The sequence below is a fragment of the Streptomyces sp. NPDC059740 genome (assembly GCF_042733155.1).
Classification (GTDB): domain Bacteria; phylum Actinomycetota; class Actinomycetes; order Streptomycetales; family Streptomycetaceae; genus Streptomyces.
On sequence record NZ_JBHWGP010000017.1, the window covers coordinates 89,623 to 104,801 of the forward strand.

The window sequence follows — 15,179 nt, forward strand, 5'->3', positions numbered from 1 at the left end:
CTTCCGCCCGGAAATCCCTGCCTGACAACGGAGTCACCCCATGCCCCTCGCAGCCGCGGCAGCCAAGGCGCCGCCACACACCGGGGGCCTGTTGGCCCTGATACCCGGCACCGCCGGACTGCTGACCGTCGCCGCGCTCGGCATCCTGCTGTTGCTGTTCCTGATCATCAAAGTGCGGCTGCAGCCCTTCGTGGCGCTGCTGGCCGTGTCGGTCGCCGTCGGCCTGGGGGCCGGCCTCTCCGTGACCGAACTGTTCGGCACCGTGCAGAACTCCGACGTGAAGTCCATGATCGAGAGCGGCATGGGCGGCACCCTCGGCCACATCTCGATCATCATCGCCCTGGGCACCATGCTCGGCGCGGTGCTGGAGGTCTCGGGCGGCGGCGAGGTCCTCAGCGGCCGGCTGCTGGACCTCTTCGGTGAGAAGCGCGCCCCGATCGCCATGGGGCTGACCGGTCTGATCTTCGGCATCCCGGTCTTCTTCGACATCGGCATCTTCGTGCTCGCCCCGATCGTCTACGCGGCGGCCCGGCGCGGCGGCAAGTCGATGCTGCTGTACTGCCTGCCGCTGCTCGGCTCCCTGTCGATGACCCACGCGTTCCTGCCGCCGCACCCCGGCCCGGTGGCCGCGGCCGGCCTGTTCCACGTGGACCTCGGCTGGATCATCATCATGGGCCTGCTCTGCGGCATCCCCGCGGTGCTCGCCACCTGGGCCTGGGCGGCCTGGATCGGCAAGCGGATCTTCGTGGAGATCCCGCAGGACATGGTCGAGGCGGCCGAGGAGGCCAAGGAGGCCGTCGCCGCCGAACAGCGGGCGGCCGGCGTCACCCCGCGGGAGAAGCCGGTCTCGCTGGGCGTGGTCCTCACCATCATCGCCATCCCGCTGGTGCTGATCCTGCTGTCGACCTTCTCCTCCATCGCGATGGACCCCAGCCACCTGCGGTCGGTCTTCCAGTTCTTCGGCACGCCCTTCGTCGCGCTGACCCTGGCACTGCTGGCCGCCTACTACCTGCTGGGCATCCGCCGCGGCTGGTCGCGCAAGTCGCTGGAGCAGGTCTCGACCGCCTCCCTGAAGCCGGTCGGCAACATCCTGCTCGTGGTGGGCGCCGGCGGCATCTTCGGCGCGGTCCTCCAGGGCAGCGGGGTCGCCGGTGCGCTCTCGGAGACCTTCCACAGCGTCGGCCTGCCGGTGATCCTCCTGGCGTACCTGCTCTCGCTGGTGCTGCGCGTCGCCCAGGGCTCGGCCACCGTCGCCATCGTGACCACCGCCGGCATCGTCGTGCCGCTGGTGGCGGGCCAGGGCTTCTCGCAGCCGCACCTGGCGCTGGTCATCATGGCCATCTCGGCCGGTTCGATCTTCGCCTCGCACGTCAACGACGGCGGGTTCTGGATGGTCGCCAAGTACTTCGGCATCTCCGAGCGGGACACGCTGATGACCTGGACGGTGCTGGAGTCGGTCCTCTCCGTCGCGGGCTTCGTGGTGGCGGCGGTGGTGAGCCTCTTCGTCTGACCGGCGCCCCGTCCGGTGACGGAGAAGACGTCGCCGGCCGGGGCAGCACGGGCCGGGCCCCGGTGCGGGGTGCCGGCACCGGCCCGGACGGGCACCGCACGACGGCCCGTCACCCGCCCTCCGGGGCGCGGTGGCGGGCCGTCGCCGTGCACCGGGAGCCGGGAGCCGGGAGCGGGGGCGCCGGGGCAGGGCTCCGCGGTTCCGTGCCGCGTCCGGACAGACGGGCGGCCCGTCCCGGTGGCGGGTGCGTACTCCGGTGGTTTCCGGGCGTGTTGGGGAGGCGGGGTGGTCAACTCGCTGTCGGTACACCGACAATGCGTTCACCCTTCACCGCCCGAGGCGCCCTCCGGCCCCCGGGCACAGTCGAGAGGACCCCCACATGCGCAAGCCTCTCCTCGGCGTGCTGAGCGCCGTCGCCCTGAGTGTCGCCGCCTTCGCCGGCGGCACCGGGACGGCCGTCGCCGCATCCCGGCCGGCGGCCCCGGCCGCCTCCCCGGCGACCGCCACCAAGGCGGCGGTGAACTTCGCCGGTACCGTCGCCCTCAGCAACTGCTCGGGCTCCCTGATCCGGCTGCCCGACTCCCAGCCCGGCGACCCCGGGCTCGTCCTGACCAACGGCCACTGCCTGGAGAGCGGCTTCCCGGCGGCCGGCGAGGTCATCACCGACCAGCCCTCCAGCCGCACCTTCACGCTCCTGAACGCCTCCGCCGGCAGCGCGGGCACCCTCCGCGCCGACCGGGTCCTCTACTCGACGATGACCGACACCGACATCACCCTCTACCACCTCAACCGCAGCTACGCGCAGATACAGCAGTCCACCGGCATCGCCCCGCTGACGCTCTCGGCCTCCCACCCCGTGCAGGGCCACAGGATCAGCGTCGTCTCCGGCTACTGGAAGAAGATCTACAACTGCGCCGTGGACGGTTTCGCCTACCGGCTCAAGGAGGGCGACTGGACCTGGAAGGACTCCGTCCGCTACACCTCCGGCTGCGAGGTCATCGGCGGCACCTCCGGCTCGCCCGTCATCGACCAGAGCACCGGCCAGGTGACCGCGGTCAACAACACCATCAACGAGAGCGGCGAGCGCTGCACCGTCGACAACCCGTGTGAGGTCGACGAACAGGGCGCCGTCACCGTCCGCCAGAACGTCGGCTACGCCCAGGAGACCTACCTGATCCCGGCCTGCTTCGGTGCCGGCAACGCCCTGGACCTCGACGCCGCCGGCTGCACCCTCCCCAAGCCCGCAGCCGCCCGCCGCTGACAGGCGCCCCGCACCGGGCCGCGGCGCTCCGGACGGGCGCGAGGACCTGACCCTCCCGCGCCGGGCACGGACCGCCGCGGCACCGACCGCCGCGGCGCGGGCCCACCCGGCCCCGTCGCGACGGCAGCACGTCGGCCGACCGCCCCGGCCCGGGGCCCGACAGCACGTCGGCCGGCCGTCCCCGTGCCGCGTCCCGGCGGGGGTGAGCGCGCCTCCCGCCGGGCAGACGACCGTCATGAGGACCTCCACCGGACGGGCACCACTCGCGGCCGCCGGCGGCCTGCTGCTACTCGCCCTGGGCACGGCAGGCTGCGCCGGCACCGACTCCGGCACCGTGCCGCACGGCCCCCCGGGTGCCTCACCGGGCCGGCGTCAACTGCCCGCCGGCGGCCACCTGATCGTCACCACCGAGGGCGGGGTGCGGCTGGTCGGCTCGGCGGGACACGGGGTGACGGTGGCCGGTGGGACGAAGGCGGACTGGAGTGGCGAGGGGGCAACCCGCACCCTGGACCTGCCGTGCGGCCAAGCCGACCGGGACGCCTGCTCCGGCGTCTCCGTCGTCCATGTGCCCTCGGACGCCTCCGTGACGGTGCGGGCCCGTACCGCGGGCGTCGACGTCAGCGACGTGCACGGCTCGCTCGACCTCACCACGGTCGACGGGGACGTCACCGTCGAGGACGCGGGCCGCTCCCACGGCACCGACCGGCTCACCACCCGCAACGGCTCGGTGCGCGTCGTCGGCCTGGGCGGCGGGAGGATCGAGGCCCAGACCGTCAACGGCGATGTCGAACTGGCCTGCGCCACCTCCCCGACGGCGGTGCGCGGCGTCACCCGCAACGGCTCCGTCCGCCTCGCCCTCCCCGCCACGGCCCCCTCCTACCTCACCGAAGCGACCACCGTGAACGGCACCGCCACCGTCGAGGTGCCCGCACGCGGCGCGGACGGCCACCGGCTCACCCTGCGCACCGTCAACGGGGACGTCGAGGCGCACCGGGGCTGAGGGGAGGTCTGCCGCGACCGGCGACCGGCGACCGGCGACCGGCACGCGGCGGGTGCGACCGGTGGCGGCAGGCCGGACCCGTGCCCGGACACCGCTCAGGCCCCGGGCGTGGGTTCCGGGGCCTGACGGTGTGGGGGGTGGGCCTGTCGGTGGTGCTGTGCGGGGAGGGCCGTGGGCCGTGGCGCGGCCGTCCCGCAACCCGCCCGCCCGTGCCGCCTCGGGGCGCTGCGGGCGGGGAGCCGGGTCAGGACAGGCCGTGGACGTGCGGTCCGACGGCGCTCGACCAGGCGTTGCCGCTGCTCGCGTCCCAGTTGGTCGACCAGGTCATCGCGCCCCGCAGACCCGGGTAGGTCTTCGAGGGCTTGAAGGAGCCGCAGCCGGTGCCCTTCGTCAGGCAGTCGAGGGCCGCGTTGACCACGGAGGGGGAGACGTAGCCGCTGCCTGCCGCCGAGGTGCTCGCCGGAACGCCGAGGCCGACCTGCGAGGGGGAGAGACCCCCTTCGAGCTGGATGCAGGCAAGTGCCGTGAGGAAGTCCACCGAGCCCTGCGAGTACACCTTGCCGTCGCAGCCCAGCATCGAACCGCTGTTGTAGTACTGCATGTTGACGACCGTCAGGAAGTCCTTGACGCCCAGCGCGGTCTTGAAGTACTCGGTCCCGGTGGACTGCATGTCGATCGTCTGCGGGGCCATCGTGACCACCGCCTGCGGGTGGGCCGAGTGCACTGCCTTGAGGGCCTGCGTCATGTAGGTGGAGTTCAGGCCGTTCTCCAGGTCGATGTCGACGCCGTCGAAGCCGTACTCGTCCATCAGGCCGTTGACCGAGTCCGCGAAGGCGGTCGCCGAGGCGGAGTCGCTCACCGAGACCGACCCCTTCTCCCCGCCGACCGAGATGACCACCGACTTGCCGGCGGCCTGTTCCGCCTTGATGTCGGCCTTGAAGTCGTCGACGGAGGCGTACCCGACGGCCGGGTCCAGGTTGAAGGTCACCGCGCCCGGCGTGGAGGTGGCGTCGGCGAAGGCCACCGCGATGATGTCGTAGTCGTCGGGCACGTCCCGGAGTTTCTGGACGGCCGCGCCGTTGTCGAAGTTCTGCCAGTAGCCGGTGACGGCGTGGGCGGGGGCGGCCGCCGCGGACCGCCCGGCCGGCGTCTTCGCCGGAGCCGCGGTGGCGCCCTGGGCGGAGAACAGCCCGGCGGCGGCCAGCGCGGCCACCGCCAGGGAGGCGAGCAGGCCCCGGCCGGCCCCGCGGGAGGACCTCTTGCGCCGTTGCCGGGCGGACCGGTCGCCGGTGGTGGAAAGGGCTCCGGCCGGGCGGCCGGGGAGCGGGTCGACTGCGTGTCCGGGCGCGAGTGCGCGTGCCAAAGCGGCCTCCGTGGGGGGAAGTTGGCAGGTCTGCGGTGCACGCTCAGGGGCCCCTGTGCTGCCGTACAACGTGGTCCAGACCAATGAGCATGTCAATAGCCCGGGCGGAATCCACCCCTCAACCGGGCAGCGGCACCCGCCCCGCCCGGCGCCCCCGGGCGGCTGCGCGGCGGCGCCGTTCCACCGTCCTCGCTGGTGATCGCCCTCCGCCCGCCGGTCCCGGTGGTCGAGACGAGTCCCCCAGAACGTGTTCTCTCGGACGTATCTCGTCGTTACAGTGCTGAGGAAGAGACGGAAGTCCGACGCCGCGTCGACCACCGCGGCACCGGACGGGGGCGGAACAGCCGGACCACCGCACGGCCCAGGCCGTCGTGGTCCCAGGAGGGGAGGGTGCGACGTGCCGACCGCCGTGGCTGTCACCAGTTCCGACCTCGCCCTGCCCGCCCTGGACCGGCAGACCCCGCCCGCCGTCGTGCTGCGCGCCCCCGAGGCCCAACCCCTGGACGAGGCATGGGAGGAGACGCAGGCGTTACTGCACCACCACGGGCACCTCGTCGTCCTGTACTCCGCCGTCTGCCCGCCCCGCCACGTGCGCCGGCTGCACGCCCTGCGCACCCTCGCCGACAGCGCGCGCATGGCCATCGTCCCGCTGGACCTGCCGCCGCTCGCGGTGGCGGTCCTCGCGCGCCAGCTCCGGGAGCTCTCGCCCTACGGCATCAGCCCCGGCGTCCTGGCCTGTTCGGCACGGCTGCTGGCCCACTACGTCCACACCGGCGCCGTCCTGGGCAGCCTCAGCGGCCTGGACCGGCTGGACGTGGACCTCCGCGCCCACCTGCGCTCCTGGCTGCCCGGCAGCTCCTTCGTCGCCCTCGCGCACCCCGAGCCGCACCTCGTCCCGCTGGACCGCGGCCACCCGCCGGAGGCCCTTCCCGCACCCGGCCACGCGGTCTCCCTCACCCTGGCCCGCGGCCAGTCGCACAGCGACTGGGTCCGCACCGACCTCGGCCGGGTCTGGCAGGCGTACACCACCCACGAGGTGCCGCTGCCCGTCGAGTCCACCGCGTGGTGGGGCACGAACAAGCTCGTGGAGTTCGTCGCCGCGCTCCCCGACCTCTCCGTCCTCCACCAACTGGTCACCTCGGTGCGCCGCGAGGAGTGCGGCTGGTGCGGCGCCGAACTCATCGGCGACCACTGCGCGTTCTGCGCCACTCCGGTACCCCGCGAGGACGAGCCGCACCCCCCGGCGCCGGAGCCGAAGCGGTCCGCGCCGGCCACCCGGCCCCCCCGCCCGGACCAGGAGGCGACCGCACCCGGCGGTGCCCCCGCACCCCACCCGGCCGAGCCGTCCTGGCCGGGCGTTGCCCAGCCCGTGGCCGTGCCCCAGGGCGCCTTCGGACCCTGGACCGGCGCCACCGACACCCCGCCCGCCACGTCCTTCCCCGCAGGCCACGGCGAGGGCGGTGACCGGTACGTGGCCAACGGGAGCGCCGGCCCCGGGAGCAGGAGCCCCTGGGACGGTACGGCCCCGGGGCAGCACGGTGCGGCTGGCGGGCAGCACGGGGCCGCCGGTGGCCAGGACGGTGTGAACGGGCGCGGTCGTCAGCAGCCGACGGGGGAGTGGCCGGGGAGCGCGCCCCGGCCCGCGGAGGGCTCCACGTGGCCCGCCCCGGCCGGCCGACCCGCGGATTCCGCCGCCTCCGCCGCCACTGCCGTGGCCCCGGCCGCTGACGTCACCCCGGTCGGCCCCGCCGCTTCCGCCGGTGCCGCCGTTTCCCTTGCCCCCACCGGCCCCGATGGCCCCACCGGCCCCAGTGGCCTCGACGGTTCCGACCGGCCCGGCGGCCCCGCTGGTGCCCAGGGCCCGGGAGCGCCCACGGGGCCCACCGTCCTCGGATCCGCACTCGAACACCGCGGTCTGTCCCCGGTGGCTCCCACCGGCGTCCCCACCGGACAGGTGCCCCTCCCGCCCCCGGCCGCAGCCCTGCCTGCCCCCCTGCCGCCTGCCGCCGACCCGGCCGGGCCCTCGCCCCTCGCCGCTCCCCCGCCTCCCACCGCCCCTGCCGCCCCGCCGTTCCCGCAGACGACCGAGGCCGCCACACCTCCGCCCACGCCGGCGTACCCCGCCCCGCCCCGCCCCACGACGGCTGACACCCCGGGCGCGGCCGACGCCCCCCGGACCGCCGCCACCGCCCCCAGGGCCGACGCCACCCCCGAGGCCCGCGCCCTCCGCAAGCCCGCAACCAGCCCCGGTACGCCGCTGCCGGCCCCGCCCGGAGCAGTCGAACCGGCCGCCGCCGCGGAGGCGGACGGGCCGCCGGCTGCGGCGCAGGGCGGCGCAGCGGGGACGCCCCGCCGGGCACTGCGCACCCCGTTCGCCGTACCGACGACGTTCGACGGCGGACCCGGCGTCAAGGCCGACCCCGCCGCCGCCCGGCACGTACCGCCCTACGCCCCCTCCTTCACCTCGCGCCACGCGCCCCTGCCGGCCGGGCACCGCGGACAGCAGAAGCAGACGCACCCGCCGGACACCCCGCACAGCCCCGGCCCGGCCCGCGAACTGCCCGAGGCCGCCGCGCCGGAGCCCCCCGGCCCCGCCACGCAGCCGCGCGCCCTCCACCTCCCCACCGCCCCGCGCGGCCCGGCGGAGGGGCTGCGCGCCAGGCAGACGCCGGGCAGAGGGGACACCCCCCGATGACCGTCCGCCCGGCTCCCCCCGCGGGGCCGCCCGCCCGCGCGTCCCGGCGCCCCCCGGCCGCCCCGCCACCGCCGGCCGTCCCACCACGACGCGCCCCGTCCCCGCCCGTCCCCCCGCCGTCCGCCCCGATCGAGGTCCGCCACCCATGAACTCTCGCCAGCGCCGCGGAGTGATCCTGCTGCTCCTGTCGGTCCTGTGCGCCATCGGCGTGTTCGTCGGCGTGCTGTCGATCGTCAGCGACGTCGAGTCCAAGGTCGGCCCGGAGGTCACCGCCTACCGGCTGAAGGGGAACATCGCCCCCTACCAGAGCGTGGACCCGGCCCAGTTCGAGAAGGTCGCCATACCGAAGCGGTGGCTGCCGAGCACCGCCGTCACCGACCTCGACGCCGTCCGCGGCAAGATCGCCGTGACCGAACTGCACAAGGGCTCCCTGCTCCAGGACGACATGGTCGTGGCGCGCCCCGCGCTCAAGCCGGGCCAGCAGGAGATCGCCATCATGATCGACGCGTCCACGGGCGTCGCCGGCAAGATCACGCCCGGTTCCCGGGTCAACATCTACGCCACCTTCGAGGGCAAGCGCACCGAGGACGAACCGGTCTCCAAGGTCATCGTGGCCGACGCGCACGTGCTGGCCGTCGGCAAGCTCACCTCGCTCGACACCGCCCCGCCGGAGGACACCGGCAGCTCGGCGCGCCGCACCGGCGAGTCCGTGCCCATCACCTTCGCCCTGGACACCAAGGACGCCCAACGCGTCGCCTACGCCGAGTCCTTCGCCACCCACGTCCGCCTCGCGCTGGTCGCCCCCGGCGGATCGGACACCATCGCACCGGGCGACCGCACCTACACCCTCGACGGCGACAAGTGAGCGGGAGCAGCACGTGACCCTCCGCATCCTCCCGGCCGTGGCCGACCCCGACGTCGGGCACGCCCTCGCCACCCTCCTGGACCGGCTGCCCGAAGCCCGTCTGGAGGCGCCCGCCGCCGACTCCACCGCCCTGCTCGACCGCCTCGGCCGGAGCGGTCAGGGCCCCGACGGCTTCCGCGGGGCCGCCGAGGCGCTGCCGGAGGTCGTCCTCGTCCACGAACGCATCGGCCCCGCACCGGCCCTGGAACTCATCACCGAGATCACGCAGCGCTTCCCCACCGTCGGCGTCGTCCTGCTCACCACCGACCCGGGCCCGGCGACGTTCGCCGCCGCCATGGACGCCCGGGCCCGCGGCCTCGTCGCGCTGCCCCTCACCTTCGACGAACTCGCGGCCCGCGTCACCGCCGCGGGGGAGTGGGCCGCCGGCCTCCGTGCCCACCTCGGCGGCCAGGAGAGCGCCGCCGGGCCGCCCAGCACCCTGGTGACCGTCTCCGGAGCCAAGGGCGGGGTCGGCACCACCGTCACCGCCGTCCAACTCGCCCTCGCCGCCCTGGCCCAGGGACGCAGCGTCGCCCTCGTCGACCTCGACCTCCAGGCCGGCGACGTCGGCGCCTACCTCGACGTGCGGTTCCGCCGCTCGATCGCCGACCTCGCCGGCATCCGCGACGTCTCCCCCCGCGTCCTGCAGGACGTCCTGCACCGCCACCACACCGGCCTGGACGTCCTGCTCGCCCCGGAGAACGGGGAACGCGGCGAGGAGGTCGACGACCGCACCGCCCGCCAGGTCCTGGCCGGACTGCGCGCCCGCCACGCGGTCGTCGTCGCCGACTGCGGCAGCCAGATGCAGGCCGCCAACGCCGCCGCCGTCGAACTGGCCGACACCGCCCTGCTGGTCACCACCCCGGACGTGGTGAGCGTCCGGGCCGCCAAACGCCAGGTCGGGCTCTGGGAGCGGCTGCGGGTCCGCCGCCCCGAGACCACCACCACCGTCGTCAACCGCCTGGTCCGCAGCACCGAGATCACCCCGGCCCTGGTCGCCCGCACCACCGGCACCACCGTCACGCGCACCCACGTGCCCGCCGGGTTCCGCGAACTCCAGCCGCACGTCGACGCCGGCCGGATGCAGGACCTCGACGGACGCTCGGCCGTCCGCCAGGCACTGTGGACCCTCGCCGAGGAACTCGGCCTCGGCCACGACCGCACCGGCCAGGGCCCCCGCAACGGCGGCCGCGGCAACCACCGCGCCCGCCCCACCCTGACCGGCCGCCGCGGCAAGGCACTGCCCGCCGCGGTCCCGCCACCCCACGGCCCGGTCGGGCCCCACCCGGGACGGTAGCGATGGCCACGGCGGCGGTCATCCGAGCACGCGGCACCGCGCGGACGCGAGGCCGCGGCCCCGCCACGGACGGCCCCGGCACCGGCGGGAGCGCGCACGGCCGCAGGCAGCGGCGGAGGACGGCCGCCCCCGGCGGCAGCCGGGACGCGCGCGCCCGCAGCGCGGGGCGGGGCACGGTCACCGGAGCACCCGACAGCGGACAGGTCGCCGTGGAGTTCCTCGGCATGCTGCCGCTGATAGCCGCCGTGCTGGTGGCGCTCTGGCAGCTGGTGCTCGTCGGCTACGCCTACTCCCTCGCCGCGCACGCCGCCGACCGCGGCGCCCGGGCCGGCGCGGCGAGCGAGGGCGGCGCCGCCGCCTGCCAGACCGCCGCCACCCGCGACATCGGCGCCGCCTACGCCCCCGAACCGAGCTGCGGCCCCAGCGGCGACCTCTACCGGGCGACCGTGTCGATCCACGTGCCGCTGCTCTTCCCCGGCGCGGGCAGCCTGCCGTGGACGGTGACCGGCGACGCCGGCGCGGTCCGGGAGGAGACCCGACCATGAGCCGACGACAGCCGCTCGCAGCCCCGCACCGGACGAGGCACCGGCCCCGGCCCCTCTGGCCCGGCCGGGGCCGCCCCGTCCGTCCTGCCCGCGACCTGGGCCAGGCGTCGCTCGAATTCCTCGGGTTCCTCCCGGTCCTGCTCGCCGTGGGCCTCGCCGTCGTCCAACTCGGTCTCGCCGCCTACGCCGTGCAGCAGGCGGGCACCGGCGCCCGGGCCGCGGCCCGCGCCGCCACCCTCGACCGCCCGGCGGCCCCCGCCGCGGCCGGGCGGGACGCCATGACCGGCTGGGTCGCCGACCGTGCGACCGTCACCGGCGTCCCCTGTGCCCCGGGGGCGGGCAGCTGCACGGCCACCGTCACCGTCGCCATCCCCTCCCTGCTGCCCGGCTTCTCCGACCTCGGCCACGCCACCCGCAGCGCCACCATGCCCATGCCACCGCACCACACCACCTTCCCGCCGTGACCCCCACGACCGCCGCGCCCCGACCCCGGCCGCGCCACCGCTGCCCACCGCCACCCCCTCGACCCCGCCCACCCCACGCCCCGGAAGGAGGCCCCGCCCGATGAGCCTGAGGTCCCGCATCGCCAGCCCCGAAGCCGCGGAGGCGGCAGGCCGCCACGACGGGCACCTCGTCGCCGTCTACCGCGCCAAGCTGCTGGAGGAGATCGACCTCGCCGAGATGTCCTCGCTCAGCGCGGAGGAGCGACGGGGCCGCCTGGAACGCGTCCTCGGCCACCTCATCAGCCGCGAGGGCCCCGTCCTGTCCACCGACGAACGCGCCCGGCTGGTCCGCCGCGTCGTCGACGAGGCACTGGGCCTGGGCGTCCTCGAACCGCTGCTGGAGGACCCCACCGTCACCGAGATCATGGTCAACGGGCCCGACCAGGTCTACGTGGAACGCGCCGGACGCGTCGAACTCGTCCCCGTCCGCTTCGCCTCGCACGAGCAGCTGATGCAGACCATCGAGCGCATCGTCTCGGCCGTCAACCGCCGCGTGGACGAGTCCAACCCGATGGTGGACGCGCGCCTCCCCACCGGCGAACGCGTCAACGTCATCATCCCGCCGCTGGCCCTGAACGGCGCCACCCTCACCATCCGCCGCTTCCCCCGCGCCTACACGCTCGCCGAACTCGTCGGCATGGGCACCCTCGACGAGCTGACGGTCATGCTGCTGGCCGGCCTGGTCCGCGCCCGCTTCAACCTCGTCGTCTCCGGACCCACCGGTGCCGGCAAGACCACCCTGCTCAACGCCCTCTCCGGCCTCGTCCCCGAGGGCGAGCGCATCATCACCGTCGAGGACGCCGCAGAACTCCAGCTCCAGCAGACCCACGTCATCCGCCTGGAATCGCGCCCACCCAACGTCGAGGGCAAGGGCCGGGTCACCATCCGCGACCTCGTCCGCAACTCCCTGCGCATGCGCCCCGACCGCATCATCGTCGGCGAGGTCCGCGGCGGCGAGACCCTCGACATGCTCCAGGCCATGTCCACCGGCCACGACGGCTCCCTGGCCACCGTCCACGCCAACAGCTGCGAGGACGCCCTGATGCGGCTCCAGACCCTCGCCTCCATGTCGGAGGTGAAGGTGCCCTACGAGGCGCTCCGCGACCAGATCAACAGCGCCGTGGACTGCGTCGTCCAGCTCACCCGCCACGCCGACGGCTCCCGACGCGTCAGCGAGGTCACCATCCTCGACTCCCGCGGCCCCGAGCCCTACCGCCTCGCCACCGTCTGCCGCTTCGAGGCCGAGCCGCCGAGCGCCGACCGCACCGTCCGCGGCCGCTTCCGCCACCTCCCGCTGCCCCGCAGCGTCGCCGCCCGCCTCCACCTGGCCGGCGAGACCCCGCCCCCCGGCTACGAGGTCGCCGCCCACCCCGACCACCTCGCCGTACGCCACGCCCCCGCCCCGGGCTGACCGCGGCCCCCGCCGCCTGCCCCCGACCGCAACCCGTTCGCACCCCCACCAGACCCACGAGACCCCACGAGACCCCACGAGACCCCACGAGAGAAAGAGGCTGGAGAACCCCGTGGACACCACGCACGCCCTCGGCCTGGCCGTACTCGGTGGCACCCTGCTGGGCGGTGCACTGGCCGTCGTCGGCGTCCGCGTCTACGGCGGCGGACGGGCCCAGCGCCGTGCGATCGTCGACCGCCTCAGCGACCACCCCACCACCCCGCTGACCGGCCGCCGCCGCCACTTCGCCGGCCTCGACCGCCGACTGCGGACCACCCGCCTGGGACGCGGCCTCGAACTGCGCCTGGCCGCCACCGGACGCGACGTCACCCCCGGCGAGTTCACCGCCGCGCTGCTCGCCGCCGTCGTCGTCCTGTGGATCGTCGCGCAGGCCGTCCTGGCCCCCTTCTTCGGCCCGCTCGCCGCCCTCGTCACCGTCTGGTCCGCCGTAGCGTTCCTCAACTGGCAACGCCAGAAACGCATCGAGCGCTTCATCAACCAGCTCCCCGAACTCGCCCGCATCCTCGCCAACGCCACCCAGGCCGGTCTCGCCCTGCGCACCGCCCTGGGCATGGCCGCCGACGAACTGGACGCGCCCGCCGGCGAGGAACTGGGCCGGGTCGCCGACAAGCTCGCCGTCGGCCAGTCCGTCGAGGACGCGCTCGGTGACCTCTCCACCCGCCTGCCCTCCCGCGAACTGGCCGTCCTGGTCTCCACCCTCGTCCTCTCCAACCGGGCCGGCGGTACCGTCGTCGGCTCACTGCGCAACCTCACCCGCACCCTGGAGGAGCGCAAGGAGACCCGGCGCGAGGTCCGCACCCAGCTCTCCCAGGTCGTCATCACCGCCTACGTCGTGCCCCTGCTGGGTCTGGGCACCCTGCTCCTCCTGGACCGCATCGCGCCCGGCACCGTCGACCGCATGACCTCCACCTTCCTCGGCCAGGCCGCCGTGGTCGCCGCCTTCGCCCTCTACGGCCTGGGCTTCTTCCTCATCCGCCGCCTCTCCCGGATCGACGTCTAGGGGCCCGCCACCATGACCAGCCTCCTCCCCTGGCTCGGGCCGCTGCTGGCCCTGCTGGCCGCCGCCTGTGTCGCGCTCGCCGGCTACGGCCTCTCGCTCTACCGCCGCGAGGCCCGGCTGCCCCCGGACCTCGCCGTCGCCCTGGAGGTCGGCGCCACCCGCACCTCCGCCGTCGGCTCCCTCGTCGACCGCACCGGCATGCGCTGGGCCCCGCTCGTCCTGCGGCTGATGGGCGAGCGCCGGGTGGCCCGCCTCCGCCGCCGCATCGACCTCGCCGGCAACCCCGGCGGCCTCACCGTCGACCGCTACGCCGCCCGCCGCGCCGTCTACGCCCTGCTCGGCACCGTCGGCGCCCTGGTCATGCTGGCCCGCTCCCAGTGGCTCCTCGCCCTCCTCATGCTGGCCTTCGGCGCGTTCTGGACGGAGGTGGGCATCTGGTCCGCCATCCGTCAGCGCCGCGACACCATCGAGCGCACCCTGCCCGACTTCCTCGACGTCCTCGCCGTCGTCGTCAGCGCCGGACTCGGTTTCCGCCAGGCCCTGGAACGCGTCGCCGAGAAGTACGAGGGCCCCTGGGCCGACGAACTGCGCATCACCCTGCGCCAGATGGACATGGGCGTCAGCCGCCGCGAGGCCTTCGACGAACTGCGCCGCCGCAACGACTCCGAACAGGTCGCCCAGTTCGTCACCGCGCTCCAGCAGGGCGAGGAACTGGGCTCACCCATCGTCGACACCCTCATCCAGATCGCCGCCGACATGCGCCGCACCGACGCCCAGAACGCCCGCCGCCGCGCCGCCCGCGCCGTCCCCAAGGCCACGATGGTCGTCACCGTGCTGATGGTCCCCGCGACCATGATCCTGCTCGTCGCTGCCTTCTTCCTCGGGTCGGGGACGGACTTCGGGTCGGTGCTGGGCGGATGAGGAGCGTGACGCCCCAATCCGAGGCGAGTCGCGCCGGGTTGGCGACGCCCGCCCCCTCCCCGGCCGCATATCGGTCCGATGACAACGCCTTCGCAAACGCAACCGTCTGTGCCACAGTGGTGACGCCACCGCGCCCCCGGCCCGGAGGAGCGGGCGAGCGACGACACCCGTCCGGCGGATGCGGCGAGGGGGAGGGGCGGTGACGCGCCACATGCCGAGCACCAGCCCGAGTACCAGCCCGAGAACTCTGCTGCACGCCGTGCCGAGGCGCCTCGTTCTCCGTGCGTCCGGTAGCGGGTTCCCCCGCGGCCTGACCCCCTCCCTGTCACACAAGTGCCTGATGCGTCACCTGTTACGCGGTTTCAGCCACCGACTCCCCAACTTCTCCTACTTGACGAGAGAATGGAACAAGTCGGACTGTTCCCGGACCGTGTTCCCGGCGTACGTTTCTCCTGTCGCGCCCACGCCGCCCGCGGACCGTCGCGACACCACGGGGACAGACCAGCCGGACCTCGACGGCCCGCGCGCCCTTGGAGGGGAAGACCATGCGGAAGCGGTTCTTGGGAGACGACCGGGGGCAGACCTCGGTCGAGTATCTGGGGATCATCGCTGTGGTGGTGTTGATCGTGATCGCGATCTCGGGGACGGATATCGGCGACACGATCTACAACGCGATCACCTCGAAGATCTCGCAGCTCCTCGGCTGACA

Annotated in this window: 13 protein-coding genes; 12 read left to right on the top strand and 1 reads right to left on the bottom strand. The window is 74.8% G+C overall.

Annotated features, from left to right (window positions below; all coding sequences use genetic code 11):
• The first annotated feature begins 40 nt into the window (after positions 1–40).
• The 3 genes from ACFV3R_RS20590 (at position 41) to ACFV3R_RS20600 (ending at position 3,771) form a co-directional block, all read left to right on the top strand.
• Entirely contained in the window at positions 41–1,510 is a 1,470-nt protein-coding gene (locus ACFV3R_RS20590) for a GntP family permease (RefSeq protein WP_385584759.1), read from the top strand.
• A 379-nt stretch (positions 1,511–1,889) separates the two neighbouring features.
• Positions 1,890–2,771: a trypsin-like serine peptidase gene (locus ACFV3R_RS20595; RefSeq protein ID WP_385584762.1), complete on the top strand. Its 882-nt coding sequence runs from the start codon at positions 1,890–1,892 to the stop codon at positions 2,769–2,771.
• 235 nt (positions 2,772–3,006) lie between these two features.
• The gene (locus tag ACFV3R_RS20600; RefSeq protein ID WP_385584765.1) at positions 3,007–3,771 is read left to right on the top strand and encodes a DUF4097 family beta strand repeat-containing protein; all 765 of its coding nucleotides are present in this window, start codon (positions 3,007–3,009) and stop codon (positions 3,769–3,771) included.
• A gap of 244 nt (positions 3,772–4,015) precedes the next feature.
• On the opposite strand, the gene ACFV3R_RS20605 is transcribed toward ACFV3R_RS20600, so the two are convergent.
• Positions 4,016–5,002 carry a chitinase gene (locus ACFV3R_RS20605; RefSeq protein WP_385584860.1) on the bottom strand — a complete coding sequence of 329 codons (987 nt, stop codon included), beginning with the start codon at positions 5,000–5,002 and terminating at the stop codon, positions 4,016–4,018.
• Positions 5,003–5,531: 529 nt separating this feature from the next.
• Between ACFV3R_RS20605 and ACFV3R_RS20610 the strand changes: the two genes are divergently transcribed.
• The 9 genes from ACFV3R_RS20610 (at position 5,532) to ACFV3R_RS20650 (ending at position 15,177) form a co-directional block, all read left to right on the top strand.
• Complete coding sequence (locus ACFV3R_RS20610) at positions 5,532–7,829, top strand: hypothetical protein (RefSeq protein ID WP_385584768.1); 2,298 nt, start codon at positions 5,532–5,534, stop codon at positions 7,827–7,829.
• A gap of 145 nt (positions 7,830–7,974) precedes the next feature.
• The gene (cpaB, locus tag ACFV3R_RS20615) at positions 7,975–8,694 is read left to right on the top strand and encodes a Flp pilus assembly protein CpaB (protein ID WP_385584771.1); all 720 of its coding nucleotides are present in this window, start codon (positions 7,975–7,977) and stop codon (positions 8,692–8,694) included.
• A 13-nt stretch (positions 8,695–8,707) separates the two neighbouring features.
• On the top strand, positions 8,708–10,030 hold the full coding sequence (locus ACFV3R_RS20620) for a CpaE family protein (RefSeq protein WP_385584774.1): 1,323 nt from the start codon (positions 8,708–8,710) through the stop codon (positions 10,028–10,030).
• Positions 10,031–10,032: 2 nt separating this feature from the next.
• Positions 10,033–10,575, top strand: coding sequence for a TadE/TadG family type IV pilus assembly protein (locus tag ACFV3R_RS20625; protein ID WP_385584777.1), 543 nt, complete (start codon positions 10,033–10,035; stop codon positions 10,573–10,575).
• The gene (locus tag ACFV3R_RS20630) at positions 10,572–11,039 is read left to right on the top strand and encodes a TadE family protein (protein ID WP_385584780.1); all 468 of its coding nucleotides are present in this window, start codon (positions 10,572–10,574) and stop codon (positions 11,037–11,039) included. The genes ACFV3R_RS20625 and ACFV3R_RS20630 overlap by 4 nt, the downstream gene beginning before the upstream one ends.
• A gap of 100 nt (positions 11,040–11,139) precedes the next feature.
• Positions 11,140–12,489, top strand: a complete 1,350-nt coding sequence (locus ACFV3R_RS20635; protein WP_385584783.1) for a CpaF family protein — start codon at positions 11,140–11,142, stop codon at positions 12,487–12,489.
• A 112-nt stretch (positions 12,490–12,601) separates the two neighbouring features.
• On the top strand, positions 12,602–13,549 hold the full coding sequence (locus tag ACFV3R_RS20640; protein WP_385584786.1) for a type II secretion system F family protein: 948 nt from the start codon (positions 12,602–12,604) through the stop codon (positions 13,547–13,549).
• 12 nt (positions 13,550–13,561) lie between these two features.
• Complete coding sequence (locus ACFV3R_RS20645; protein WP_385584789.1) at positions 13,562–14,470, top strand: DUF5936 domain-containing protein; 909 nt, start codon at positions 13,562–13,564, stop codon at positions 14,468–14,470.
• 545 nt (positions 14,471–15,015) lie between these two features.
• Positions 15,016–15,177, top strand: a complete 162-nt coding sequence (locus ACFV3R_RS20650; protein WP_385584791.1) for a hypothetical protein — start codon at positions 15,016–15,018, stop codon at positions 15,175–15,177.
• The last annotated feature ends 2 nt before the right edge of the window (positions 15,178–15,179 follow it).

Bases quoted from the DNA above. Each gene is read 5' to 3' on its own strand.
- ACFV3R_RS20650 (WP_385584791.1), top strand. From the start codon at position 15,016: ATGCGGAAGCGGTTCTTGGGAGACGACCGGGGGCAGACCTCGGTCGAG.
- ACFV3R_RS20590 (WP_385584759.1), top strand. From the start codon at position 41: ATGCCCCTCGCAGCCGCGGCAGCCAAGGCGCCGCCACACACCGGGGGC.
- ACFV3R_RS20600 (WP_385584765.1), top strand. From the start codon at position 3,007: ATGAGGACCTCCACCGGACGGGCACCACTCGCGGCCGCCGGCGGCCTG.
- cpaB (WP_385584771.1), top strand. From the start codon at position 7,975: ATGAACTCTCGCCAGCGCCGCGGAGTGATCCTGCTGCTCCTGTCGGTC.
- ACFV3R_RS20635 (WP_385584783.1), top strand. From the start codon at position 11,140: ATGAGCCTGAGGTCCCGCATCGCCAGCCCCGAAGCCGCGGAGGCGGCA.
- ACFV3R_RS20595 (WP_385584762.1), top strand. From the start codon at position 1,890: ATGCGCAAGCCTCTCCTCGGCGTGCTGAGCGCCGTCGCCCTGAGTGTC.
- ACFV3R_RS20625 (WP_385584777.1), top strand. From the start codon at position 10,033: ATGGCCACGGCGGCGGTCATCCGAGCACGCGGCACCGCGCGGACGCGA.
- ACFV3R_RS20630 (WP_385584780.1), top strand. From the start codon at position 10,572: ATGAGCCGACGACAGCCGCTCGCAGCCCCGCACCGGACGAGGCACCGG.
- ACFV3R_RS20645 (WP_385584789.1), top strand. From the start codon at position 13,562: ATGACCAGCCTCCTCCCCTGGCTCGGGCCGCTGCTGGCCCTGCTGGCC.